The sequence below is a fragment of the Pseudoselenomonas ruminis genome (assembly GCF_008271295.1).
Taxonomy (GTDB): domain Bacteria; phylum Bacillota; class Negativicutes; order Selenomonadales; family Selenomonadaceae; genus Selenomonas_A; species Selenomonas_A ruminis.
In genome coordinates this window covers 104,141-129,267 of record NZ_VTOY01000005.1, presented here as the reverse complement: position 1 = coordinate 129,267, position 25,127 = coordinate 104,141, and the positions used below count along the sequence as shown (strand labels likewise).

The following is a 25,127-nucleotide window of genomic DNA, read 5'->3' as shown; positions in this document are numbered from 1 at the left end:
GGAAAAGCAGTTTCGTCCAAGCGAAGCGCGTTTAACTGTTTTCCAACTCTTAATTAAAAGGCAAAAATTTCTTGTAGCGGGTTGTCACCGGTGGAGCGTTGGTACTGGGGCCCCCGTCGCCGGCGACTTACCTCGAACATGAACTGGGTATTACTCCCCTGCAAACTGTAATTTCACAGCCCTTTTTTGATCGTATCGATGAGAAAGTTTTGCTGGTGGAAAAACTAGAACAACGGCGTTATAATTATAGTGTTTATTAGAGGACGAGAAAGGATTAATGTGTTGAGTAATTTAGGTAGATTCTCCCGTACGGAACTTTTGCTGGGAGAAGAGAGAATGGAGAAACTGGCAAACAGCACGGTGGCGATTTTTGGCGTCGGTGGTGTTGGTTCTTTCGTCGCCGAAGGATTGGCAAGAGCTGGCGTAGGTCATCTGGTGCTGATTGATAACGATCTTATTTGTTTGACGAATATCAATCGCCAGATTCATGCCACGTCAAAGACGGTTGGCCAGGCGAAGACGCAGATGATGAAAGAGCGTATCCTGGATATCAATCCCAAGGCGGTGGTCGATACCATCGAGGATTTCTACCTGCCGGAAAATGCCGATAAATTTTTCACGCAGCATTATGATTACGTGGTAGATGCAATTGATACGGTTACGGGAAAAATCAACCTTGTGCTGCAATGCCGTGACCTCAATATCCCGATTATCTGCAGCATGGGCGCTGGCAATAAACTGGACCCGACGAAGTTTGAGGTAGCGGATATCTACAAAACCAGCGTGGACCCCATTGCCCGTGTTATGCGCAAAAAAATGAAAGAGAACCGCGTGAAGAAGCTCAAAGTGGTTTATTCCAAGGAAAAGCCGTTGGCTGTCAAGCAGAGCGGCTGCGGCAAAAATTGTATCTGCCCGCCGGGAAGTGCCAATAACTGTGATAAGAAGCGGGCGGTTCCTGGCAGTATTTCCTTTGTCCCGTCAGTTGTCGGGCTGATTATCGCCGGTGAGGTGGTACGCGATATAACCGGCGCAAAAACGGAGGTATCGGCATGAAGGTAACAGTTCTGGGGTGTGGCCGTTGGGGGACATTCCATGCATGGTATGCCAATTTTATTGGCCATGATGTGATGCTTTGGGGACGCAAGGGCTCCAAGCATTTGCAGGAATTGAAAGAGCAGCACAAGAATGAATATCTGGAGCTGCCGGAAGCCGTTTCGCTGACGGATGATTTAAAGCGTGCGGTAGAGCATGCGGATACAATCGTGATTTCGATCAGCAGCCAGCAGCTGCGCAGCTTTGGGGCACAGCTCAAGGCTTTGGGAAATCTGGCCGGTAAACGCTTTGTCCTTTGCATGAAGGGGTTGGAAATCGGCACGGGCAAACGCCTGTCAGAAGTTTTCCATGAGGCCGTCGGTGACGAGGTGCCGGTGGCTGTCTGGGTGGGACCTGGCCATGTCCAGGACTTTATCCGGAAGGTTCCTAACTGCATGGTCATCGCCTCCGATGATATGGATTTGACCAAAGAATTGGTCGATTCGTTTTCGAGTTCGCTCATCCGCTTTTATTATGGCGAAGACCTCTTGGGAACGGAAATCGGCGCTGCGGCGAAGAACGTCGTGGGACTGGCTGCGGGCATGTTAGACGGTTTCGGTTACGGCAGCCTCAAGGGCGCTTTGATGGCCCGTGGTACGAGGGAATTATCCCGGCTCATTGAAAAGATGGGTGGGGATAAGATGACGGTCTATGGACTTTCTCATCTGGGCGATTATGAAGCAACGCTGTTTTCGCCGCACAGCAACAACCGCCGTTTCGGGGAAGACCTAATTATCGGCAAGCCGTTTGCTAAACTGGCGGAAGGGGTATATACGGTTGAGGCGCTGATGGAGCTTTCTGAACAATATCAGGTAGAACTTCCTATTTGTGCGACGGTTTATGAAATTGTCCACAATCACAAAGACCCGAAAGAACAGTTGACACAGCTTTTTTTACGGCAGACGAAATCGGAACTGGCTTGAGGTTCTGGTGGGATATATTGCGGAATTGGGTACAATGCCTGATTCCGCAATTTTTGTATTTTCACAATTAATTTCCTCAATTTATAATATTTATGACACACTGCTCTTGACTCGAATATATTTGTATGCTAAAATACAAGATTTGCTTTTGAAATTCATTGAAAATAATGTTATAATATAGAGGCAGGCAGCATTTGGTACTGCCACGTCATATTGATTATAGGGGGTGTGTGTTTGCTGCAGGTAGGAGACAAGGTGGTCTATCCGATGCATGGCGCCGGTGTGATTGCCGGAATCGAGAATTGTGAAGTTCTGGGTGAAGGAAAATCGTATTATGTTCTTCAGATGCCACTCGGGAATATGAAGGTGATGATTCCCACCGACAATGTCGATAACATTGGTTTGCGTGATGTCATCTCGAGTTCCCAGGTGGAAGAGGTCCGGAATGTGCTTGAGGATAAGCCTGAACGGGCCATGGGAAGCTGGAATAAGCGCTTCCATGAGAATCTTGACCGGATGAAAAGTGGAGATATCTGTGATGTGGCTGCTGTTGCCCGCAATTTGATTCTTCAGGATCAAAGACGGAAGATTTCCTCAGGGGAACGCCGTCTGTTGGACCTTGCCAAACAAATCCTGGTCAGTGAACTGGTATACGCCTGTCATAAGACTCCGGAGGAAGTCGAAAACTGGCTGGAAGATATTTTAGCCCAGAATCGTTACAAACATTGATTCCCGCCTGGAAAGAGGGTTGTACGAATGGTACAGCCCTCTTTTTGTATCGCAGGACAATGCCAACCGCAGGAGATTGGCATTTGATTAAGAATCGGCGGGATTGCCGCCGTTAGGTTGACAGTACAGGGATAAATTGTCTATACTGATTTTATAGTATCATTATATAAGTAGGAAAGGAGGTGGAAGTATGCTGGATCGTGTATTGCGTTTTTTTATTACGTTGTTTATGGCAATTGCTGGTGGTGCCCTCTTGAACCTGGCATCTCCCTTGCTGACGTCTTTTATCAGTACGGAGATTCTTCAGGCGGATATGGGGTGGATTAAACTCACGGTGGCTGGTTTTGTGTGCATCCTGCTCGGAGCAGTTTTAGGCGGAGTCATTGGCTTTGTCCTCTCGTCGTATTTTATCCACAAGCTCAAGCGTTTTTCTGCCAAGGTGGAAGTACAGCTGAATAAGATGCCGACTCACGATGTGATTGCCGGCGCGGTGGGACTTCTTCTCGGACTTATCTTTGCTAATCTTTTGGGCTATGCCTTTTCTAAAATCCCGGTTGTCGGTGAGTATATCCCGGTCATCTTTAGTATCGTATTTGGCTATTTGGGAATCACGATTATGATTCGCAAGCGCAAGGAGCTCGCCGGAGCGTTTGACTTTATTCCAAAGTTTATGAAGGCCGTGGCGAAAAATCATGAGCCTGCGAAAGCGGCTTCGGCAGAAGAAGCTCCCAAGCTTACGGGAGACACCCAGTATAAATTGCTGGATACCAGCGTAATTATCGATGGGCGCATCGCCGATATCTGTGATACCGGGTTTATCGAAGGAACACTGCTGATTCCGGTATTTGTGCTGGAGGAACTGCAGCATATCGCGGACTCATCGGATGTTCTCAAACGCACGCGGGGGCGGCGCGGCTTGGATATCCTTCAGCGCATTCGTCAGGGCACCCGGGTAAAGGTAGAAGTGACCAATGTGGATTTTGAGGATATTGCGGAAGTGGATTCCAAACTCGTGCGCCTTGGCCAGCAGGTAGGCGGCAAGATTATCACCAATGACTTTAACCTGAACAAGGTGGCCCAGCTGCGTGGCGTGGAAGTCCTCAATATCAATGAGTTGTCCAATGCCGTTAAACCGGTGGTTATCCCCGGTGAGAACATGCAGGTGACGGTGGTCAAAGCGGGCAAAGAACCCGGACAGGGGGTTGCCTATCTTGATGATGGGACGATGATTGTCATTGAGGGCGGCCATCGTTTCATGAATGAGATGATTGAAGTGGAAGTTACGTCGGCATTGCAGACAGCAGCCGGCCGGATGATTTTCGCAAAACCAAAAAATTGAAGCTATAGCCTTCTCCTATGATGCCTTGGGCGGCAAAATGGGAGAAGGCTATCTGAGGCTATATTAGGAGTGATGGGAATGGTCAGTGTTATCTTCCCCGCAGCGGGACAGGGCAAGCGGATGAACGCCGGAATCAATAAGGTTTTTCTCGAATTAGCCGATAGACCCATGCTGATTCGCACCTTGCAGAAATTTTCGGCGGTGCCGGAGGTAGGAGAACTCATCGTAGTAGTAGGCGCCGAGGAAGTAGAGCCGGTGACGGAGCTCTTGGAAAAATTTTCTGGCCTGAAGCCCTGGAAGGTAACGGAAGGTGGTTCGGAACGACAGTATTCGGTCTGGAATGGCCTGAAACAGGTAGATTCGGAGGCCGATGTGGTTCTGGTTCATGATGCCGCCCGGCCATTGGTAACGGTCAAGACCATTGAAGCGGTTATTGCGGCGGCCAGAGAACATGGCGGGGCAATTGCCGCTGTTCCAGAAAAAAATACCATCAAAGTGGTATCGGAACAGGGCGTTGTAAAGTCAACGCCGGCCCGTTCGACATTGTGGGCGGTACAGACGCCGCAGGGATTCCGCAAACAGATTTTGCTCGAGGCGAACATCAAGGCCGAAGCGGATGGCTTCCTGGGGACAGACGATGCCAGTCTGGTGGAGCGTCTGGGACGCCCCGTCCATGTTGTCATGAGTGAATACAGCAACATCAAGGTGACGACACCGGAGGATTTGCTGATTGCCGAGGCTTTCCTGCGTCAGGAAAAGGGAAGCATGCTCGATACGGTTCGTTTGGCGGCCAAGTTTGCCAAGGAGACGATGCGAGGAAAACTGCCTCATCGTCAGAAGGAGGAAAAGTGATGACGCGATTTGGAATGGGCTATGATGTCCATCGCCTGGTAGAAGGGCGGAAGCTGATTGTCGGCGGTGTGGAAATTCCGCATACGCTGGGGTTGCTGGGGCATTCGGATGCCGATGTACTGCTGCATGCGATTGCTGATGCGCTGCTTGGCGCAGCCGCCCTTGGCGATATTGGCCGTCACTTCCCGGATACAGACCCGCGGTTTGAGGGGGCCGACAGCATGAAACTGCTGGCACATGTCATGGAGCTTTTGACGGAAAAGGGGTACAAAGTTGGCAATGTGGATGCAACCATCGTTGCGCAGAAGCCGAAGATGAAAGACTTCATTCCACAGATGAACGATAACATTGCCCGGGTGCTCGGAGTGGAATCCGACCAGATAAATGTCAAAGCTACCACGGAAGAGAAATTAGGATTTACCGGAACGGAGCAGGGCATTTCTGCTTATGCCGTAGCCGGAATTGAAAAAGCCTGACGCCTGTAACAGCGCCGGTAAGATAGTTGGAGGAAGAAAAATGCTGAAAGTCTATAACACCATGTCACGCAGTAAGGAAGAGTTCAAGCCGCTCAAAGAAGGCGAAGTGAGCATCTACTGCTGTGGTGTAACGCCGTATAATCATCCGCATATCGGCAATGCGCGCCCCTTTGTTACCTGGGATGTCATTCGCCGTTATTTTGCGAAAAAAGGATATACCGTTCATTACATCCAGAACTTCACGGATGTCGATGATAAAATCATCAATACGGCCAATAAAGAAGGACTGCAGTGGAGTGATATCTCCGGCCGCTATATCAAGGCTTATTTTGAAGCGATGGATGCCCTCAACGTAAAGCGGGCCGATGTATATCCGCGGGTCAGTGAGACAATTCCGGATATCATTGCGATGGTACAGCAGCTTATCGACAACGGCTATGCTTATGCTGTGGATAACGGCGATGTTTTCTACAGTGTGGAAAAATTTGCCGGTTATGGCAAGCTCAGCGGCCGCAAATTGGAGGATATGCAGGCTGGTGCCCGCATTGAGGTCGATACGCGCAAACATCATCCGATGGATTTTGCCCTTTGGAAATCGGCCAAACCGGGCGAGCCGAGCTGGGACAGCCCGTGGGGAAAAGGCCGTCCGGGCTGGCACATTGAGTGTTCCACGATGTCGCTGAAATATCTCGGCGAGAAATTTGATTTCCATGGCGGCGGCAGTGATCTTATTTTCCCGCATCATGAAAATGAGATTGCGCAGTCCCAGGCCTGCATCGGCGATGAGCACAGCTTTGCGCACTACTGGCTGCACAATGGTTTCATTACGATTCACAATGAGAAGATGTCCAAATCGAAGAACAACTTCTTTACGGTCAAGGATATCCTCAAGGAATATCCGGGCGAAGTGGTACGTTTCTTTATCCTGCAGACTCATTACCGCAGCCCGCTGGACTTTAGTGACGAACGCCTCAAGGAGGCACAGGTAAGCCTGGGGCGTCTGGCGCAGTCCAAATCCTTTATGGATGAACTGCTGAAAAAAGAGGGCAGTTCCGATACCGCTAAAGATTTGGCAGCTAAGGCCGCAGAATACCGCCAGAACTTCTATGAGGCCATGGATGATGATTTCAATACGGCCTTGGCTATCAGCCAGCTGTTTGGCCTTTCGAAAGATATCAATATTTACTATCAGGAAGTTATGAATAAAGGCGTTGATTACGATGCCGCTGGTTTTGCCCGCGTCAGCGAAATCTACCTTGAGATGGCTTCGATTATCGGTATTTTTGAGCAGGAAGAGGCAGCTGCTGATGATGGCCTTACCGATAAACTGATGGAACTCATCATCGGTATTCGTCAGGATGCCCGCAAGGAAAAGAATTGGGCGATTGCCGATAAGATTCGCGATGAACTCAAGGAAGTTGGTATCGTTATCGAAGATACGCCAAATGGGGCACGGTGGAAAAAAGCATGAAGTTTGAACATTTTCAGAAACTCGTCGACATGATGTTTGAGCCCGATGGTGCTGACGGTATCTTACAACGCTACCGCGATGTCGATGTCAAACAGCTAAATCCGCTGGTGCTGGCGTATGTAGGCGATGCTTATTTTCATCTCTATGTCCGTACGCGCCTGCTGTCTTATGAGCAGTGCAAGGTACAGGCACTTCATTCTTTCAGTGCCCAGATTGTATCGGCAGTTTGGCAGGCAAAGGCCTATCGTGGCATCGAAGAAATGCTCACGGAGGAAGAAAAGGGAATCTATCGCCGTGGCCGCAATGCCAAAAGCCATGCCCCACGCAGTGCGAGCGTTGCTGAATATCATGCAAGTACTGGTTTTGAGGCACTTTTGGGGAGCCTCTATCTGTCAGAACAGAATGAACGGCTCTACGAACTGGCAGAAGCTTCGTTCCAAGTGATATCAAAGGCTATGATGAAGGAAATAAGGAGTAAGAATTAATCTATGATTAAAGTCAAGTTGTTGGAATATACGCCAAATCCGGAGCATGTGGTGGCAATGGCTGCCCGCCTTTGCTATTCCTCGGCCGGAGCAGAGGAGCTGGCTGAGAAAATCAGCGAGGAAAAGGCGAAGGAAATGGTGCGGAAGATGGTAACGCTTGGGCATGGTTCGACGATTGAGCACGTGACGTTCACTTTTGGCATCGAGGGCGTCAGCCGCGTGTTAACCCATCAGCTCGTGCGCCATCGCATCGCTTCTTACGACCAGCAGTCGCAGCGCTACGTTGCGGCCCATGGCTTTGAGTATATTACGCCGCCGACGATTGCCGAAAAGCCGGAGGCGAAGGCAAAGTATGAGTCACTGTTGGCAGAAATCCGCAAGACGTATGATGAACTCACCGAGATGGGGGTTCCGAAGGAAGATGCCCGCTATGTGCTGGCCAATGCCACGGAGACGAAAATCCTCGTGACGATGAACGCCCGCTCGCTGCTTCATTTCTTTAATCTGCGCTGCTGCAACCGCGCGCAGTGGGAGATTCGTGAAATGGCTTACAAGATGCTGGCAGAAGTTAAGAAAGTGGCACCAACCCTGTTCCACAATGCCGGTGCGAGCTGTGTGAATACGGGGCGCTGCCCGGAAGGGGCAATGACCTGTGGCAAGTTTCAGGAGATGCTGAAACTTCGGGAGAAGGATTGATATGAGAGAGTTTCGTGAGAATAAGAAAAAGCCTTTGCACAGCGGGAAAGGCCGTCAGGAACAGGCGGAGAGACGGGAACGGGGCAAGCAGCGTGAAAAACATCCCGGGCGTCAGATGAACCCCGCCGCTGCGCGCCGGGATAATCCGGCGAAGGAACGGGAGCTGCCCGAGGATGTATTGATTGGCCGCAATGCCGTTGCTGAGGCTTTAAAGGCTGGCCGGACCATCAACAAATTATTCGTTGCTGAGGGCGATCGCGAGGGTTCGATTGGCGAAATACTGGCGATGGCAAAGGAGCGCGGGGTTATCACGCAGTTTGTGGACCGCAGCAAGATTGAATCGGTAGCCGGAGGGCTTCGTCATCAGGGCGTTATGGCTTATGTGGCACCCGTTGCCTATGCCGAGCTCGACGATATCTTAAAGGCCGCCGAAGAAAAGGGCGAAGCGCCATTTCTGCTGCTGCTCGACGAATTGGAAGACCCGCACAATCTCGGGGCACTGCTGCGCACGGCTGATGCTACGGGGGTACATGGTGTGCTGATTCCGAAGCGCCGCAGTGTGCCGCTTACGGCGACGGTAGCCAAGACTTCGGCTGGAGCAATTGAATATGTACCTGTGGCTCGTATAGGAAATATAGCCCAGACACTAAAAAAACTCAAAGATAAGGGGTTCTGGGTGGCTGGAGCAGATATGGATGGCAGCCAAAACTATAATGAAGCTGATCTAACAGGGGCTTTAGTCCTAGTAGTCGGCAGCGAAGGCAAAGGAATGAGCCGCCTGACGAAGGAAGCTTGTGACTTCATCGTCAAAATGCCGATGGTAGGCAAAATCAATTCGCTTAATGCATCGGTTGCTGGCTCAATCCTTATGTATGAATCTATGCGCCAGCGCTTGGCAAAGAAGGGCTGATTTTATGAGCAGGAAAAGGGAGCACTATATCATTGATGGCTATAACGTCATCAATTCCTGGCCGGAACTTATCCGCTTGCGCAACGATTTATCAGAGGCCAGGGACCAGCTGGTTCATCAGCTGGCGGAATATGGAGCGTACGAAAAATACGATATCACGATTGTATTCGATGCGATGTTTACCGATGACGAAGAACATTGCGAGCAAGTCAATGCACATCTGAAAATCATCTATACAGGCGAAGGAGAAACGGCGGACAGCCGGATTGAACGGCTGGCGTATGATTCTGTCCGCCAAGGCCGGGAGGTTCATGTGGTGACTTCGGATGGAGCCGAGCAGAGCGTGATATTAGGTGCAGGAGCTTACCGGATTCCTTCGCTGGAATTCCGGAAGGCAGTTTGCCGGGCCAAAAAGCAATTGAAGAAAGAATATCTGGGTCATGTAACCCTTCCCGTCACACGATTAGAAGTTGAAGACCGTTTGGATAGTGAGACCGTCAAAAAATTGGATATTTTAAGGAAAATGCGTCATTAATGAATTTGTGATGGGATTTGTCCTTTTATTGCTTAATGATAGTTCTAAAGTCCTAGAGGATTTCTTGACGATACCAACAAAGAGGGAGTATAATTTCCTTATTAGGGGAGTTATAAATTGAAAACGGGGGTTTTCAGCAAAGGGGAAAGTGCGATGGAAGCAGAACGTACTACAGAACTATTTAGTGATGATTTATATGGGGGATTCGCTAAGCTGACAGACGAAGAAATTCTTTTAGCAATCAGAGACAATGACGATAAGGTCGCACTCGATTATCTTATCCATAAGTATCGGAACTTTGTACGTGCCAAGGCTCGTTCTTATTTCTTGATTGGAGCGGACCATGAGGATATCATCCAGGAGGGAATGATTGGTTTTTATAAGGCCATTCGGGACTTCCGTAACGATAAATTGTCCTCGTTCCGGGCATTTGCAGAGCTTTGTGTGACGCGTCAGATTATCACTGCTATCAAGACGGCGACTCGTCAGAAGCACATACCGCTCAATTCGTATATCTCGCTTAACAAGCCGATTTACGATGAGGATTCAGACAGAACCCTTCTGGACGTGTTGTCTGGTGCAAAGGCAGCCGATCCGGAGGACCTCGTTATCAGTCGAGAGGAATTTATTGATATTGAGAAAAAAATGGAAGAGATTCTGTCTGACTTAGAGTGGAAGGTTCTGATGAGCTATCTTGATGGAAAATCCTATCAGGAGATTGCCGAAGAGTTGGATCGTCATGTCAAATCGATTGATAATGCGCTTCAGCGGGTGAAACGCAAGTTAGAAAAGTACATGGAAAACCGTGGAGATGAGATTGACATTAGTACGGTCTACCGTGGCCTTAGCTCTATCAACCGCCGCTTGCGTGGTGTAAAAGATAATGATGGCTTGAATCACTGAGTTGTTTTAGCTCCTGCCTTTTGGGCAGGAGCTCTTTTGTTGTGAGATTTGCTATAGTTTTTTTCTCGCCAGTATCGTATAATGAATACCGTAACTCCGAGCAAAAGCATCTAAGGTCATGCGCTATGATGCTGCGCCTGGGTAATACCCACAGGGGAGCACAGGAAACCGCGCTCCCTTCCGTTTTGAAAAGGAGGAAAATAACGGATGAAAAAGATTTTGGTATGGATGATGGCGATGGCCATGATGGTCTTGTCAGGCTGTGGCGGCCAGCAGGCGGCGGATTCTTCCGCGGCTGCCGAAAAGGGAACGATTGAGCTGCATGTTTCGGCAGCCGCCAGTCTGACGGACGTCATGAAAGAGATGGCAGCTGCCTACGAAAAGGAGCATCCAAACGTCAAGATTGTATTCAACTTTGGCAGCTCAGGGGCTTTGCAGCAGGCTATCGAAAATGGCGGTGAGACCGATTTGTTCTTCTCGGCAGCGCAAAAGCAGATGAATGCACTCGACAAAGCGGGCTTGCTGCTTGAGGGGACGCGCCGCGATTTGTTGCAGAATGAAGTCGTGCTCATCGTACCCCAAGAGGGCGGCAATGACCTGAACGATTTCAAGCAGGTTACCGCCGGGGATATTAAACACATTGCGCTCGGCGAACCCAAAGGGGTGCCGGTGGGCCAGTATTCGGAGGAAGTATTCACGAAACTTGGCATTCTTGAGGATGTCAAGGGAAAGGCTGTTTATGGTTCCGATGTCCGTCAGGTGCTTTCCTGGGTGGAGACCGGAGAAGCTGAGTGCGGTGTAGTTTATGCAACCGATGCGGCCGTATCGGATAACGTACGCGTAGTGGCCAAAGCGCCGTCAGACACGCATAAGCCGATTATCTATCCGGCGGCAGTGCTCAAGGCGTCACAGCATACCGATGCCGCCAAGGATTTTCTTGCCTTTGCGTCCAGTGATGCAAGTAAGAAGCTGTTTGAAAAATATGGGTTTGAGGTAAAATGATATGGAATTATCACCGCTGGTCATTACGCTGGAGACAGCTGGCGCAGCAACCGTGGTGACGTTTTTTGCCGGCATCGGTCTGGCTTGGATGGTGGTGCGCATGAACCGCCTGAAGGGCCTGGCTGATGCCATTATTACGTTGCCGATGGTGCTGCCGCCGACGGTTGTTGGCTTTTTCTTATTGCTGTTATTGGGCAAGCGCAGTGTACTTGGAAAGTTTTTGCTGCAATGGGATGTGTCGCTGGTATTTACCTGGAAGGCTGCCGTCATCGCGGCTATTGTCGTCTCATTGCCGCTCATGTACCGGACGGCGCGCGGCGCTTTTGAGCAGCTGGATCCCAATATTTTATATGCGGCGCGGACGCTGGGTGCATCCGAGTGGCGCATCTTTTGGCACATTTTGCTTCCCAATGCCCGTTCGGGGATTTTGGCGGGGCTGGTCCTCTCGTTTACGCGGGCGTTAGGGGAATTTGGCGCCACCATCATGTTTGCGGGCAATATCCCGGGGAAAACACAGACGATGAGTACGGCGATTTATGCCGCCGTTCAGGCAAATGATTATGCGCTGGCCTTTGATTGGGCCATGGTGATCGTGTTCTTCTCGCTGTTTTTTGTCGTGCTGATGAATTGGTGGATTGCACGCAGTGGCAAGGGGGGCTGTTTATGGAATTAACGGTGCGGATAAAAAAGAAGCTTCGCAATTTTACGCTGGCGGCTGATTTTTCCGTGAAGGATGAAGTGTTTGCCCTGCTCGGTGCATCCGGCTGCGGCAAGAGCATGACGCTGAAGTGTATTGCGGGCATCGAAACACCGGATAGCGGCTCCATTGTCTTGAATGGACGTGTGCTCTATGATAGTGACAAGAAAATCAACCTGAGCCCGCAAAAGCGGCGCGTAGGGTATTTGTTTCAAAATTATGCGTTGTTTCCCAACATGACGATTCGTGAAAATATCCGCTTTGCTGCTGGCGGAACCGCAGCCCAAAAGGATGAGAAGGTGCAGGCGAATCTGGAACGGTTTTCCCTGCTGGAACTCGCGGATGCTTATCCGGCTGAACTTTCTGGCGGGCAGCAGCAGCGGGCGGCGTTTGCCCGAATCCTGGCATCGGATGCGGAATTGCTGCTGCTGGACGAGCCGTTTTCGGCATTGGACAGTTATTTGAAATGGCAGCTGGAATTGGAACTTGGCAAGGTATTGCCGTCTTATGAGGGAACGGCGCTGCTAGTTTCTCATGACCGCGGCGAGGTATATCGTCTGGCCGATACGGTGGCGGTCATCAACCAGGGGAAGATGGAGAAGGTACACGAGAAAAAAGAATTGTTCCAGAAGCCGGGGACACTAGCGGCAGCGCTTTTGACCGGCTGCAAGAATGTCTCGGCGGCGAGCCGGCTCGATGCGCATCACGTCCGGGCGGAGGACTGGCAGTTTGACCTGTTGGCAGGAGATGTGGCCGAAGATATAAAATACGTCGGTATCCGTGCACATTTTTTGGAATTTCGCCGCCAGCCAGGAGAAAATACCATTCCGATTGATATCGTCAAGGTGATTGAGGATACGTTTTCGATGCTGGTTATGGTACGGAAGGCTGGCAGTGACGGAAAAGCAATCCGCTGCGAACTGCCTAAAAAGGAATGGCAGCAGCTAAAGGACGCAACCGAACTCTATCTGTATTTCCCACCGGAAAAAATCATGGTTTTGCAGCAATAAACTGTTTGTAGCAATGTTTTAAAATTGAGCGCTTTCTTGTAACGTTCGTTCAATTGTAAAGGGGAATGTTGTTATCGTGGGGCGCCGTGATTATAATAAAATTGTAATTTAGGACAGGCTATCCTGTTGCTATTACAGTTCGAATAATGGTTAATCCCCTTTATCATTATGAGGACTTTCCCGTTTTTTCCCTATAATATTTTTCCCAACCCCAAAAAAGCAGCTGCGTGAGCAGCTGCTTTTTTTATGGAGGTATTTTTTTAGGAAATCAGGCAAAAGGATTTTCATCTGGGTAGAGCATGCCTTTTGGCTGATTGAACGAGATGTCAGCAATACCGAGGTACTGGAAGACGGACCAGAGGGATTTGCCGAAGTGACCGAAGGCTACGGCACCATGATGCGGATAGCGTTTGCTGATCAGTACATGGCGATAGAAACGGCCCATCTCGGGGATGGCGAAAACGCCGATGCCGCCAAACGAATGCGTCGGAGTCGGCAGAACTTCGCCTTCGGCAACGTAAGCGCGGAGTTTTCCGTCGGAGGTACTCTGGAGACGGAAGAAAGTGATGTCGCTGGCGGCGATATCGCCTTCAAGAGTGCCGCGGGTGAAGTCAGGTTCGCCGCCGTTTTCGAGCAGACGGTTCTGAATCAGCTGATATTTTACGCCGCCTTTGCGGAGCTTGCAGAGCGGCGTGTTGCCACAGTGGAAGCCCATGAAGGTATCTTCGAGTTTGTAGTTCGTCGAAGGTTTGATGTCGGATTCGTAGAGGTCTTTTGGTACGCTGTTGTTGATGTCAAGCAGCGTTACGGCATCATTGCTGACGCAGAGACCGATGTATTCGCTAAGAGCGCCGTAAATATCGACTTCGCAGGATACCGGGATGCCCTGGGAAACCATGCGGCTGTTGACATAGCAGGGTTCAAAGCCGAATTCCTTCGGGAAGGCCGGCCAGCATTTATCGGCAAAGGCGACGTAATCGCGGGCACCTTTGTGTTCTGCCATCCAGTCTTTTAACGTGAGTTCAAATTGTGCCATGCGCGGCAGCATTTCCGGATACGGATTGCCTTCCTGACCGAGTTCTTTGGCCATTTCTTCGACGATAGCGGTAATGCGCGGGTCATCCTTATGCGCGCGATAGGAGACGAGCAGGTCAAGCTCGGAATTTTCCTCGATTTCGACCCCAAGGTCGTACAGCGGCTGAATCGGTGCATTGCAGGCGAAGAAGTCCTGCGGGCGCGGGCCGAACGTAATGATTTTGAGATGGGAAAGACCGATGAGCGTGCGGGCAACCGGCTGGAATTCGGCAATCATCGTGGCAATATCGTCAGCCGTGCCGACCGGGTATTCCGGAATGAAGGCTTTGAGGTGACGCATGCCTAAGTTGTAGGAACAATTGAGCATGCCGCAGTAAGCATCGCCGCGGCCATTGATGAGGTCTTTGCCAGTTTCCTCGGCGGCCGATACATACATGACCGGGCCGTCAAATTCTTTGGCAATCAGCGTCTCCGGCGTTTCCGGGCCGAAGTTGCCGAGGAAGACAACCAGCGCATTGCAGCCGGCGTCTTTGGCTTCTTTGACGGCTGCGAGCATATCGGTTTCATTTTCAACGGTTTTCTTTACTTCGTAAAGGGAACCGTATTTTTTGTTGTAACTATCCACAATCGCGTGGCGGCGATTCTCCGACAGGGAAATGATAAAGCAGTCGCGGCTGACCGAGATGATGCCGCATTTGACAGTTGGGATGTTGCTCATTGTCATGGTAAACGCTCCTTTATGAAATAATAACACAGATAACTGTTTTTGCGTGCGTTCATGTGCACGCTTATCACGGTTCTTAGGATAGCACTGAAAAATCCTGTTGTCAATTGTTTTATTTTTATTTATCGCAAAATAAAGGGCGTGGTTTGAAAATGTACCTATTATAGCCCATATTTTTTATTACTCATGCACTTTATTAAATTTTTAGAAAAATACAAAATCGTATTGACGCGTGTTTTATCTTGTGTTATATTGATTACAAGCTCGAGCGTGCATGAGCACGCAAGAGGGCTGTGAAAGAAAAAAATGGGGGGCTAAAGCAATGAACTATCTGATTGGCATTGATATTGGTACTTCAGCTACCAAGACAGTGCTGTTTGACGAAAACTGCCAAGTGGTACAATCGGCGTCACAGGAGTATCCGCTCTATCAGCCACAGAATGGCTGGGCAGAGCAGGAACCGTTGGATTGGTACAGTGCGGTAGTGCGGACCGTAAAGAAAGTGGTTCAGGAGTCAGGCGTACCGGCTGAGGCAATCAAGGGGATTGGTCTTTCGGGACAGATGCATGGTCTGGTCATGCTCAATGAAGCCAACGAAGTCATTCGTCCGGCAATTATCTGGTGCGACCAGCGCACGGGCAAAGAGTGCGAGGAAATCACCCGCCGGGTAGGGGCAAAACGGCTGATTGAGATTACGGCGAATCCGGCGTTGACGGGATTTACCGCGTCGAAAATTCTTTGGGTCCGCAATCATGAAGCGGAAAATTACAAAGCCTGCCGTCATATCCTGCTGCCAAAGGATTATGTCAGATTCCGCATGACCGGGGATTATGCCACGGAGGTTTCCGATGCCAGCGGTATGCAGCTCTTGGATGTTCCGAACCGTTGCTGGTCGAAAGAAATTCTGGAGAAACTCGAGATTGACGAGTCACTGCTGCCGAAAGTATATGAATCGCCGGAAGTGACTGGTCATGTTTCCAAGGAATTTGCCGAAGTCACGGGACTTACAACGGCTACGGTAGTTGTCGGCGGCGCCGGTGACAATGCAGCGGCGGCAGTCGGTACTGGCATTGTGGAAGATGGCCGTGCCTTTACGACTATCGGCACCAGCGGGGTGGTTTTTGCGCATACAAGCGCGCCGCGCATTGACCCGAAAGGCCGGGTGCATACCTTTTGCTGTGCGGTACCTGGGTGTTGGCATGTTATGGGTGTCACCCAGGCTGCTGGTCTGTCGCTCAAATGGTTCCGCGATAATCTGGCCGAAAAATACAAAGACGAAGCTGTTCTGAAGGGCGTTGACTCGTACGACCTCATCAATCAGGATGTGGCCAAGGTGCCGATTGGCAGCCGCCGCCTCTTCTACCTTCCGTATTTGATGGGCGAGCGTACGCCACATCTGAATCCGGATTGCCGGGGCGTATTTTTCGGACTATCCGCTATCCATACCAAAGCAGATATGCTGCGTTCGGTTATGGAAGGTGTCAGCTATTCCTTGCTCGACTGCTTTGATGTGCTCAAAGAGATGCAGGTTGATGTCAATGAAATGATGGCCTGTGGCGGTGGTGGCAAGAGCCGTATCTGGCGGCAGATGCTGGCAGATATGTATGCCTGTGAAGTCAAAACCATCAAAGCACAGGAAGGTCCGGCACTTGGCGTGGCTATCCTGGCCGGGGTCGGGGCAGGCATATTCCCTGATGTTCCGACGGCCTGCCGCCAGTTCATCGAGCAGGATACCTGGTGCCAGCCGGAACCATCGGCACATGCCTACTATGAGAAAGGCCACCAGTTATATAAGAAGTTATATACCCAGCTGAAAGAGTGTTATAGCGAGTTAGCAGTATTATAAGGGCAGTATTATAAGGGAGGAATATCAATGGATGCTTCGTTACCTAAGAACATGGCCGACAAGGCTGCTGAGCGGGCGGCTGCGCATGTCCGCATGTTTATTTATTTCGCCGCTGGCATGGCTGGCCTGTTGTTTGGTCTCGACCAGGGCGTCATATCTGGCGCTTTGCCGTTTATCAGCCAGGAATGGAATCTATCGAGTGCCGCACAGGAATGGGTAGTCAGCTCGATGATGGTTGGCGCAGCTACCGGCGCCATCGTCGCTTCGGTCATGGCCAAGAAAATCGGCCGTAAAAAGAGTCTGATGATTGGCGCAACGCTCTTCATCATCGGTTCGCTCGGTTCCGGCTTTGCCGTCAGTGCTGATATGCTGATTGGCTTTCGCCTGATTCTCGGTCTGTCGGTTGGCATTGCTTCCTATACGGCACCGCTTTATTTGGCAGAGATGTCGGATAAAAATGCCCGTGGACGGGTAATATCCGGCTATCAGCTGATGGTTACTGTGGGTATTCTCGCTGCGTTTCTTTCGGATACGGCATTCAGCTACAGTGGCAATTGGCGCATGATGCTGATGGTCATTGCCCTGCCGGCAGTCCTGCTGCTGCTGACGGTCATCCGTCTGCCGGACAGCCCGCGCTGGCTGGCCGCAGTGGGCCGCATCGAAGAAGCTTCGGGAGTCCTCGAAGCACTGCATGGCAGTGTTGAAATCGCCCGCGAAGAAATGAAGGACATCAAAGATGCACTGAAAATCAAACAGGATGGCTGGGGGCTTTTCAAAGCCAACAAGAATGTCCGCCGCGCCGTATTTTTGGGTGTGCTGTTACAGGCAATGCAGCAGTTTACGGGCTTTAACGTCATCATGTATTACTCGCCGAAAATCCTTAGCCTTGCTGGTTTCTCCACGACGGAAGACCAGATGATTGGTACGGTTATTAATGGTATCGTCTTTGTCTTGTCGACGTTCATCGCCATCTTTATGGTTGATAAGAACGGCCGCAAGCCGACGCTCAAGATTGGCTTCGGTGTCATGGCCCTGTCGATGGCCGTGGTAGGTGTCTGCATGTCGATGCTCGAAGCTGGTACGGCCGATATATCGATTTCGTATCTGGCTGCTATTATGACGATGGTCAGCATTGCCGGTTTTGGCATGAGCGCTGGCCCGATTGTCTGGGTACTCTGCTCGGAAATCCAGCCGCTTAAATCCCGTGAATTTGGTGTAGCCTGCTCGACGATGACGAACTGGATTACCTGTGCAATCGTCGGCGCAACGTTCCTGACGCTCGTCGATACGCTGGGTTCGGCCCATACCTTCTGGCTCTATGCTTTCCTGAATGGCTTGTTTATCGTCCTGACGCTTGCCTATGTGCCGGAGACAAAGAATGTTACGCTCGAAAACATCGAGAAAAACCTCATGGAAGGCAAGAAGCTGCGCAATATTGGCTGCTGATAAATCTGATTGAGAGAGGGATAGAAAATGAAAATCACCAATGTTAACGATAAATCGTTCCGTTCGTATGGCCGCGTGCTGCCGCTTGATGTCGATGGCTTTGTTAAGACAATCAAAGCGCGCCCGGCCGTCAAGGAAGGCGAAGTTGTCTATGAGCCGTCCGTGCGTGAATTTGAGGATTTGCCACTGTATCAGGAATTGAAGGATAAGACATACGGCGAACAGGACATTGAATTCGGCCATTGCAGTGGCTGGAATGAAAAACTCAACGCCGTGGAATACCATCGCTCGTCCGAAATTGATATTGCGGCAACTGACCTGTATCTGATGCTTGGTCATCAGCAGGATATTGATTATGAAACGAATACCTATGATACGGGCAAGATGGAGGTATTCTTCGTTCCGGCTGGTACGGCGGTGGAGCTTTATGCGACGACGCTTCACTATGCGCCGTGCGGCAAGGAGGGCAAAGAATTCCGCTGTGGTGTCGTATTGCCGAAAGGAACCAATGAGGCACTTCAGGAACCGGGCAGCACTGAGGCCGAAAACCGCCTGTTGTTTGCCGAAAACAAATGGCTGATTGCACATAAGGAAAGCGGCCTTGATCGGGATGGAGCCTGGATTGGACTGAAAGGGGAAAACCTCACGCTTTGAGGTGTTTTCATAAGACAAACTGCGAGCCTTCCGTTTGGGGAGGCTCGCAGTAGTTTTGTGCTCCTTCGTTATTTACGAATGATAAAAAAATTGCTAAAATACGACTGAAGAGATTATGAGAAGCAGCTGACAGGAAAGAAAACGTATGGTTACAATGAAGCAAATCGCCGAGCTTTGCGGTGTCTCACGGGGAACGGTTGACCGTGCCTTAAATGGACGTGGACGCGTAAACGCCGAGACGGCAGAAAATATCCGCAAAATGGCCAAGCAGCTTGGCTATGAACCGAATCCGGCTGGCAAAGCGCTGGCCGCCCGCAAACACCGCCCTGTGATTGGAATCATCCTTTCGTCCGAGGGCAATGCTTTCTTTGATCGTGTGATTGAGGGAATCAAGGCCGCCGCCGAGGAATATAAGATTTATGGCTTGCAGGTGGAAATCCATACCATGAAGGGCTATCTGCCTGAAGATCAGCTGGCCCTGATTGAATCCATCCAGGCGGATGTCAATGCGCTGATTTTGAATCCCATCAACGATAAACGGATTGTTCAGAAGATCGACGAACTGGTCGATGCCGGTGTGTTTGTAGTCAATCTGAACAACGATGTTGACGGGTCAAAACGCCACTGCTATGTAGGCAGTGACTATTATAATGGCGGGATTACCGCCTGTGCGCTCTTGGAGGCGATGATTGGCACCTCGGCCAAAATCGGGCTTGTCCTGGGAAGCCGGCAGGTGCTCGGTCATAAACAGCGGCTGGAGGGATTTTATCATCGCATGAAGCGGGTCAAGGACTTCGAGGTCATCGATGTGATTGAACATGAGGACGATGAGATTTTTGCCTATGAGCGGACCAAGGAATTCCTGCGCCTTCATCCCGAGACAACGGCGATTTGTGCCCTGGCGGCTGGCGTTTATGGAATCGGCCGGGCGGTCATGCAGCTGCCTGAGGAAAAGCGGCCGATGGTCATTGCCTTTGACAGTGTGCCGACAACGGTTGAGATGATGAAATTCGGTGTCGTGCGCGCAACCCTGTATCAGCATCCTTACCGGCAGGGACATTTAGCCGTTGATTTAGCGTTTGCCTATCTGGTGAATGGACGTCTCCCCGAAAAACAGGAATACATCATGAAAAATGAAATCCGCCTGCTGGAGAATCTGTGACGTCAAAGAAAACAGCCAGCCATCTTGAAGATGGCTGGCTGTTTTTATTGGGCTGTAACATTTAACTGCTGGTTTTCCCTGGCGGTCTGGGCGGAAGTGAGTTCCTGCCGCAGTCCGTGGTAGAACTGGATAAGACCGCCCAGAATGGCATCGCGGTCGGTATTATTGAGGCTGGCCGTTTTTTTGAGTTCGCGGGTGGTTTCGAGGACGTTGCCGATGGTCAGAATGTAATTGTATTCTTCTTCGAGAATCTGAGCCGCATCGAATGGGTCAAGGCATTTGACGTCCTGGCTCAGTTTATCGTATTCGCGCGAGAGGGATTTGAGATTCTTTTTCTGGGTAAGGGCCAGCGAGAGATTGTCTTCCGTCACGCGGGCGAGGGCTTTATTGATGTCATCGCGCATGGCATGCATATCGCGAAGGCGTTTTTGCAGAGCCTGGATGTTGCGGGTCATGCGCTGGGCTTCCGCAGGGGAAAGGTCGATTTGTTTATCGGTCATATTTACATCTCCTTATCGATTCTGATAGAATCTATTGTAGCGGATTTTGGGTGGAAAGTCCAAGACCTTGACGAGTTTGCTACAATAACTATGGTAGATAGATATAGGGAGAAAACCCATGATTCAAATCGATAATCTCGTGAAGAAATTCCCGCATAAGACAAAGGCGGGGAAAAATAGTGAAAAGACAGCCGTGGATAACTTGTCCCTGTCAGTGGGCGAGGGGGAAATCTTTGGCCTGCTCGGCCCAAATGGTGCCGGCAAGACGACGACAATCCGCATGCTGACGATGCAGACCCAGCCGACGGGCGGCCGCATCCGTTATAAGGATATGGACTTGGCGGAGCATGCCCAGGAGCTGAAGAGCATCATTGGCGTGGTGCCACAACATGTGAATTTTGACCAGGATTTGACGGTGGGAGAAAACTTGGAACTGCATGCACGCCTGCACCACATGAAACGGGCGGAGCGGCAGCAGCGCATCCGTGAACTGCTGGCGTATGTCGAGCTTACCGATGTGGTAAACGATGGCGTCCGGCGCTTGTCGGGCGGTATGAAACGGCGCCTGCTCATCGCGCGGGCGCTTTTGCATCAGCCGCGCATCCTGTTTATGGATGAGCCGACGGTAGCGCTTGATCCCCAGGTGCGCCGCCGCATCTGGCAGCTCATCCGGCAGATGGCCCGCGATGGGGTTACGGTCTTTTTGACGACGCACTACATCGAAGAGGCCGAAAACCTTTGCGACCGCGTGGCTATCCTGAACAAGGGCAGGCTCGTCGCGCTCGATACCCCGCAGAACTTTTGCGAAAAGCTCGGTCGCTATACCGTGGAGTGGGATGGCAGCGCGGGGCGCGAGTACCAGTTCTTTGCGGAAAAGCAGGCGGCAGCAGCCTTTGCCGGCCAGCAGGCGGGGGATGGTTCCATCCTCATCCGGCCGACGAATCTTGAGGACGTATTTATCGAACTCACCGGGCGAAGGGAGGGCATTTGATGCTTTACGATATCTGGACGGTATTCTGGCGCGATTGGGTTGTGCTGAAACGCCGGATGACGAAGTTCATCCTGTCGCGCATGGTCGCGCCGATGCTCTATCTGGTCGCGTTTGGCTGGGGACTTGGCCGCAGCATTCAGGTGGAATCGGGGACGTATCTCGATTTCCTCGTGCCGGGCATCCTCGCCCTCAATTCGATGAACATCAGTTTTAACAGCATCACGCCGGTTCACGCTGAGCGCATTTACCATAAGAGTTTAGAGGAATACATATTGGCGCCGATATGGCCCGATGCGTTTGTCATCGGCAAGGTGCTGGCCGCCGTATTGCGTGGGCTTATATCCTCGGCTATCATTGTGGCACTGGCCTTGGCGTTTGGGGCGCATTTTACTATGACGCCGCTGTTTTTGCTCGTGCTGGTGCTTAACTGCATCATCTTTGCCGAAATTGGTTTTATCGCCGCGATGAAAATCCGGACCTATGAGGAAATGAGTCAGGTCAATACGTATATCCTGCTGCCGATGTCGTTTTTGTGCGGCACGTTTTTTTCCACACAGGCATTGCCCGGAGTGCTGCGCGGTATCATCGAGCTTTTGCCGCTGACGCATACGAGTTATTTGCTGCGGGGGATTGGCAGTGGCAGTGAGATTGCGCTGGCCTCGGTGTTCGTACTGCTCCTTTATGCAGTACTTGGCTTTGTCATCGGGAGCCGGTCGTTCCGCCAGCTGACCCGTTAAGAAAGAGGAGTAACGAATTTGTTTAAGAATATTATGCATCATCATGCGTCTTCCAGTGAGGACTGCGCGAAATTATGCTGCACCCGAATCGAGGATTTTGCCGTAAAAATTGGCCATCTGACGATTTTTGAAGACGTCAATATCCATATTCATTGCGGCCAGCTGACCGCGATAATCGGGCCGAACGGTGCGGGCAAGAGTACGCTTTTGAAGGCAATCCTTGGCGAGGTGCCGCATCAGGGAAAACTTCACTATGTCGATGCCAAAGGCAAGCATACGGGCCATCCGGTCATCGGTTATGTGCCGCAGTACCTGCGGTTTGATGTCAGTGCGCCGACGAGCGTCATGGATATCTTTATGGCGTGCCTGTCGAAGCGCCCGGTCTGGCTTTGCTCGGATAAGAGCCTGCGTCCGCGGGTCGAAAAGAGCCTGGCCCGTGTCCATGCGGAGCATTTGATTGACCGCCGCCTCGGAGCGTTATCGGGCGGCGAACTCCAGCGGGTGCTTTTAGCACTGGCCCTTGACCCCATGCCGGATTTATTGCTGCTCGACGAGCCGGTATCGGGGGTCGACCAGAATGGATTGGAACTCTTTTATGAAATACTCGCAGAGCTGCGGGAAAAAGAGGATATGGCGATAATCCTGATATCCCATGACCTCAATATGGTCGCGCGTCATGCCGACCAGGTCGTCTTGATGAATAAGAGTGTTGTCTTAAACGGCACCCCCGATGAAGTGTTCAGCGATGCACGCACGCGCCATATCTTCGGTATGCTCGCAGGCGGTGAGGCATCGGCTATGGATAGCGGAGAGAAACAGAACGGGAGGGATGCGTAATGGAAATGATTTACAGCTTCATGGATATGGTTCTGCCCTTTGAATGGGCGAGCCACATGTTCATGAAACATGCCTTGCTCGCCATCCTGCTCGTAACGCCGTTGTTTGGCCTGCTTAGCACTATGGTGGTCTCAAACCGCATGGCCTTCTTTTCGGATTCGCTCGGACATGGTGCCTTTACGGGAATTGCGTTAGGAGTGCTGTTCGGCGTGGTATCGCCGCTCGTATCGCTCGTCGTGTTCTCGATCCTGTTTGCGCTTTGCATCACCTATATCAAAAACAAGAGTACGGCATCGACCGATACGATTATCGGAGTGTTTTCCTCAACGGCGATTGCGCTCGGCCTTATGATTATGACAAGTGGCGGCGGCTTCAATAAATTTTCGTCGTTTCTGATTGGCGATGTGCTGAGCATCACGGAAGAGGATTTGCAGGCGCTGGCCGTTGTCTTTGTGCTGGTTTTGGCAGGCTGGGCGTTCCTCTATAATAAACTTTTGGTCTTGTCCATCAATTCCTCGTTTGCCCGCAGCCGTGGCATTGCGACGTTCTGGGTGGAGGGATTGTTTGCGGCAATTCTGGCCGTTGTCGTATCCATCAGCATCCAGTGGGTCGGCATCCTGATTATCAACGCCTTGTTGGTGCTGCCAGCGGCGGCGGCGCGCAACGTGACGAACAACGTCAAGCAGTACCATGTGGTATCTGTCAGCCTGGCACTCATTACCGGTGTCAGCGGCCTGATTCTGGCCTACTACTTCAATATGGCGGCTGGGGCAACGATTGTCGTCCTGTCATCGCTGGTATTCTTTGTGACGATTGTCCTCAAACCACGGTTTATCCGATAAGTTTTTCCCATAACGGGCTATGCTGGCAGCTGCGGCTTCCGGCACAGCCCGATTTTTTATTTGGGAGGAATTATATGCAGCAACTACTAGGATATGTGCGGGTGAGCACCAGAGAACAGAATCTGGACCGTCAGCTGGCGGCAATGAAACGCATGGGGATAAAGCCGAAAAATATTTATATGGATAAACTATCGGGGAAAGATTTTTCCCGGCCGCAGTATCAAAAACTCATGCGGCGCATTAATTCGGAAACCATTTTGTGCATCCATTCGATTGACCGGCTTGGGCGGAATTATAAGGAAGTATTGGAACAGTGGCGGCAAATCACGAAAATCAAAGGAGCAGACATCGTCGTTCTGGATATGCCGCTATTGGATACGCGGAAAGGGCGCGACCTGCTCGGAACTTTCGTCAGTGATGTAATTTTGCAGGTGTTATCCTTTGTCGCGGAGAATGAGCGGCGCAACATTCGCAAGCGGCAGGCCGAAGGCATTGCCGAGGCTCGCAAGCGCGGGGTACGCTTCGGACGCCCCTGCAAGCCGCTGCCTCCGGGATTTTTGCAGGCCTATGCTGCGTGGCGGGAAGGGCGGATGTCAATGAATCAGGCCGCAAGACAAATCAATATGCCTGTATCGACTTTTTACAACAAATGTCAGCAACGAAAAAAGCGCGAACGGTAAACGCTCGCGCCTTGAGCCTATTCAGAAAGGTATACTTTTCTGAATAGGCCTTTTTCTTTATTAATCTACTATATCTATCGGTGAAAATGCTGTTTTTCTTAAATAAAAATTTGTCATTTCAAAAAGTATAGGTTTTAAAAATCCAGATGAAGGTTGAGGCAGATATGAAAGAAATCAGCAAAGTACCAGCTAAGGCCGAGCAAGGAATGGCAGGAATCGGCAGGAGACAGGGAAAGTCGCCAAGACCAGACAAAACGGCATTTGACCGCGAACTGCAAGCGGTGGAACATGGCGTCAAATTTTCGCACCATGCGGCCAAGCGCATCGAGATGCGTGGCGTGAAATTAAGTGACAGCGATATGGAGCGTCTGAACAATGCGGTGGAGCGCATGGCGGAAAAAGGTGTCCGTGATGCGTTGATATGGATGAAACAGACCGCGCTGGTCGTCAGCGTGAAGAATCGCACGGTCATTACCGCAGTGGACGAAGAAAGTGCCAAAGAAAACATTTTCACGAATATAGACAGTGCCGCCATACTCTAAGGCACAAGGGA

Annotated in this window: 27 protein-coding genes and 1 riboswitch; of the genes, 25 read left to right on the top strand and 2 right to left on the bottom strand. The window is 50.9% G+C overall.

From position 1 onward, the window contains the following. The first annotated feature begins 336 nt into the window (after nucleotides 1-336). From FZ040_RS08225 to FZ040_RS08155, 15 genes are all read left to right on the top strand, one after another. Complete coding sequence (locus tag FZ040_RS08225) at nucleotides 337-1,053, top strand: tRNA threonylcarbamoyladenosine dehydratase (protein WP_439653913.1); 717 nt, start codon at nucleotides 337-339, stop codon at nucleotides 1,051-1,053. Continuing rightward, complete coding sequence (locus FZ040_RS08220) at nucleotides 1,050-2,015, top strand: NAD(P)H-dependent glycerol-3-phosphate dehydrogenase (RefSeq protein WP_149171540.1); 966 nt, start codon at nucleotides 1,050-1,052, stop codon at nucleotides 2,013-2,015. The genes FZ040_RS08225 and FZ040_RS08220 overlap by 4 nt, the downstream gene beginning before the upstream one ends. A gap of 234 nt (nucleotides 2,016-2,249) precedes the next feature. After that, nucleotides 2,250-2,744 carry a CarD family transcriptional regulator gene (locus FZ040_RS08215; RefSeq protein ID WP_149171539.1) on the top strand — a complete coding sequence of 165 codons (495 nt, stop codon included), beginning with the start codon at nucleotides 2,250-2,252 and terminating at the stop codon, nucleotides 2,742-2,744. Nucleotides 2,745-2,934: 190 nt separating this feature from the next. Next, complete coding sequence (locus FZ040_RS08210) at nucleotides 2,935-4,083, top strand: PIN/TRAM domain-containing protein (RefSeq protein ID WP_149171538.1); 1,149 nt, start codon at nucleotides 2,935-2,937, stop codon at nucleotides 4,081-4,083. Between the two features lie 78 nt (nucleotides 4,084-4,161). Then, the gene (gene ispD / locus FZ040_RS08205) at nucleotides 4,162-4,935 is read left to right on the top strand and encodes a 2-C-methyl-D-erythritol 4-phosphate cytidylyltransferase (RefSeq protein ID WP_149171537.1); all 774 of its coding nucleotides are present in this window, start codon (nucleotides 4,162-4,164) and stop codon (nucleotides 4,933-4,935) included. Beyond that, entirely contained in the window at nucleotides 4,935-5,411 is a 477-nt protein-coding gene (gene ispF, locus FZ040_RS08200; RefSeq protein WP_149171536.1) for a 2-C-methyl-D-erythritol 2,4-cyclodiphosphate synthase, read from the top strand. The genes ispD and ispF overlap by 1 nt, the downstream gene beginning before the upstream one ends. A 40-nt stretch (nucleotides 5,412-5,451) precedes the next feature. After that, nucleotides 5,452-6,882, top strand: coding sequence for a cysteine--tRNA ligase (cysS, locus tag FZ040_RS08195; RefSeq protein ID WP_149171535.1), 1,431 nt, complete (start codon nucleotides 5,452-5,454; stop codon nucleotides 6,880-6,882). Continuing rightward, a complete protein-coding gene (locus FZ040_RS08190; RefSeq protein WP_149171534.1) occupies nucleotides 6,879-7,367 on the top strand; it encodes a Mini-ribonuclease 3 in 489 nt (162 codons plus the stop codon). The genes cysS and FZ040_RS08190 overlap by 4 nt, the downstream gene beginning before the upstream one ends. 3 nt (nucleotides 7,368-7,370) lie before the next feature. After that, nucleotides 7,371-8,063: an FAD-dependent thymidylate synthase gene (gene thyX / locus FZ040_RS08185; protein ID WP_149171533.1), complete on the top strand. Its 693-nt coding sequence runs from the start codon at nucleotides 7,371-7,373 to the stop codon at nucleotides 8,061-8,063. 115 nt (nucleotides 8,064-8,178) lie between these two features. Continuing rightward, nucleotides 8,179-8,973, top strand: coding sequence for a 23S rRNA (guanosine(2251)-2'-O)-methyltransferase RlmB (gene rlmB / locus FZ040_RS08180; protein WP_149171558.1), 795 nt, complete (start codon nucleotides 8,179-8,181; stop codon nucleotides 8,971-8,973). Nucleotides 8,974-8,977: 4 nt separating this feature from the next. Continuing rightward, nucleotides 8,978-9,508: an NYN domain-containing protein gene (locus FZ040_RS08175; RefSeq protein ID WP_149171532.1), complete on the top strand. Its 531-nt coding sequence runs from the start codon at nucleotides 8,978-8,980 to the stop codon at nucleotides 9,506-9,508. A gap of 153 nt (nucleotides 9,509-9,661) precedes the next feature. Further along, nucleotides 9,662-10,411: an RNA polymerase sporulation sigma factor SigH gene (gene sigH / locus FZ040_RS08170; protein WP_074513679.1), complete on the top strand. Its 750-nt coding sequence runs from the start codon at nucleotides 9,662-9,664 to the stop codon at nucleotides 10,409-10,411. Between the two features lie 82 nt (nucleotides 10,412-10,493). Continuing rightward, nucleotides 10,494-10,623: riboswitch (molybdenum cofactor riboswitch) on the top strand. Further along, nucleotides 10,619-11,413, top strand: a complete 795-nt coding sequence (modA, locus tag FZ040_RS08165; protein ID WP_149171531.1) for a molybdate ABC transporter substrate-binding protein — start codon at nucleotides 10,619-10,621, stop codon at nucleotides 11,411-11,413. Its footprint overlaps the riboswitch before it by 5 nt. 1 nt (nucleotide 11,414) lies before the next feature. Then, nucleotides 11,415-12,086, top strand: coding sequence for a molybdate ABC transporter permease subunit (gene modB, locus FZ040_RS08160; protein WP_149171530.1), 672 nt, complete (start codon nucleotides 11,415-11,417; stop codon nucleotides 12,084-12,086). Beyond that, the gene (locus FZ040_RS08155; RefSeq protein WP_149171529.1) at nucleotides 12,077-13,120 is read left to right on the top strand and encodes a sulfate/molybdate ABC transporter ATP-binding protein; all 1,044 of its coding nucleotides are present in this window, start codon (nucleotides 12,077-12,079) and stop codon (nucleotides 13,118-13,120) included. Before modB ends, FZ040_RS08155 begins: the two co-directional genes overlap by 10 nt. A 268-nt stretch (nucleotides 13,121-13,388) precedes the next feature. Here FZ040_RS08155 and FZ040_RS08150 read toward each other — a convergent pair whose 3' ends face one another. Continuing rightward, on the bottom strand, nucleotides 13,389-14,879 hold the full coding sequence (locus FZ040_RS08150) for an L-fucose/L-arabinose isomerase family protein (RefSeq protein ID WP_149171528.1): 1,491 nt from the start codon (nucleotides 14,877-14,879) through the stop codon (nucleotides 13,389-13,391). Nucleotides 14,880-15,201: 322 nt separating this feature from the next. Between FZ040_RS08150 and xylB the strand changes: the two genes are divergently transcribed. The 4 genes from xylB to FZ040_RS08130 all read left to right on the top strand — a co-directional run bounded on the left by xylB (nucleotide 15,202) and on the right by FZ040_RS08130 (nucleotide 19,987). Beyond that, nucleotides 15,202-16,725 (top strand): xylulokinase, encoded by a 1,524-nt coding sequence (gene xylB, locus FZ040_RS08145; RefSeq protein WP_149171527.1) that lies wholly within the window; start codon nucleotides 15,202-15,204, stop codon nucleotides 16,723-16,725. A gap of 27 nt (nucleotides 16,726-16,752) precedes the next feature. Then, nucleotides 16,753-18,171 (top strand): sugar porter family MFS transporter, encoded by a 1,419-nt coding sequence (locus tag FZ040_RS08140; protein ID WP_149171526.1) that lies wholly within the window; start codon nucleotides 16,753-16,755, stop codon nucleotides 18,169-18,171. 27 nt (nucleotides 18,172-18,198) lie between these two features. Continuing rightward, nucleotides 18,199-18,825 (top strand): DUF4867 family protein, encoded by a 627-nt coding sequence (locus FZ040_RS08135; RefSeq protein ID WP_149171525.1) that lies wholly within the window; start codon nucleotides 18,199-18,201, stop codon nucleotides 18,823-18,825. A gap of 145 nt (nucleotides 18,826-18,970) precedes the next feature. Continuing rightward, nucleotides 18,971-19,987 (top strand): LacI family DNA-binding transcriptional regulator, encoded by a 1,017-nt coding sequence (locus FZ040_RS08130; RefSeq protein ID WP_149171524.1) that lies wholly within the window; start codon nucleotides 18,971-18,973, stop codon nucleotides 19,985-19,987. A gap of 44 nt (nucleotides 19,988-20,031) precedes the next feature. Here FZ040_RS08130 and FZ040_RS08125 read toward each other — a convergent pair whose 3' ends face one another. Further along, entirely contained in the window at nucleotides 20,032-20,487 is a 456-nt protein-coding gene (locus FZ040_RS08125) for a sporulation-specific protein 15 (protein ID WP_149171523.1), read from the bottom strand. Nucleotides 20,488-20,605: 118 nt separating this feature from the next. Here FZ040_RS08125 and FZ040_RS08120 point away from each other — a divergent pair, with 118 nt between their 5' ends. From FZ040_RS08120 to FZ040_RS08095, 6 genes are all read left to right on the top strand, one after another. Further along, nucleotides 20,606-21,478, top strand: coding sequence for an ABC transporter ATP-binding protein (locus FZ040_RS08120; protein ID WP_149171522.1), 873 nt, complete (start codon nucleotides 20,606-20,608; stop codon nucleotides 21,476-21,478). Then, the gene (locus tag FZ040_RS08115) at nucleotides 21,478-22,215 is read left to right on the top strand and encodes an ABC transporter permease (RefSeq protein ID WP_149171521.1); all 738 of its coding nucleotides are present in this window, start codon (nucleotides 21,478-21,480) and stop codon (nucleotides 22,213-22,215) included. Before FZ040_RS08120 ends, FZ040_RS08115 begins: the two co-directional genes overlap by 1 nt. Before the next feature lie 18 nt (nucleotides 22,216-22,233). Further along, nucleotides 22,234-23,052: a metal ABC transporter ATP-binding protein gene (locus FZ040_RS08110; RefSeq protein ID WP_149171520.1), complete on the top strand. Its 819-nt coding sequence runs from the start codon at nucleotides 22,234-22,236 to the stop codon at nucleotides 23,050-23,052. After that, nucleotides 23,052-23,894 (top strand): metal ABC transporter permease, encoded by an 843-nt coding sequence (locus FZ040_RS08105; RefSeq protein WP_149171519.1) that lies wholly within the window; start codon nucleotides 23,052-23,054, stop codon nucleotides 23,892-23,894. The genes FZ040_RS08110 and FZ040_RS08105 overlap by 1 nt, the downstream gene beginning before the upstream one ends. 74 nt (nucleotides 23,895-23,968) lie before the next feature. Continuing rightward, a complete protein-coding gene (locus FZ040_RS08100) occupies nucleotides 23,969-24,574 on the top strand; it encodes a recombinase family protein (protein WP_149171518.1) in 606 nt (201 codons plus the stop codon). Nucleotides 24,575-24,738: 164 nt separating this feature from the next. Beyond that, nucleotides 24,739-25,116 carry a TIGR02530 family flagellar biosynthesis protein gene (locus tag FZ040_RS08095; protein ID WP_149171517.1) on the top strand — a complete coding sequence of 126 codons (378 nt, stop codon included), beginning with the start codon at nucleotides 24,739-24,741 and terminating at the stop codon, nucleotides 25,114-25,116. The last annotated feature ends 11 nt before the right edge of the window (nucleotides 25,117-25,127 follow it).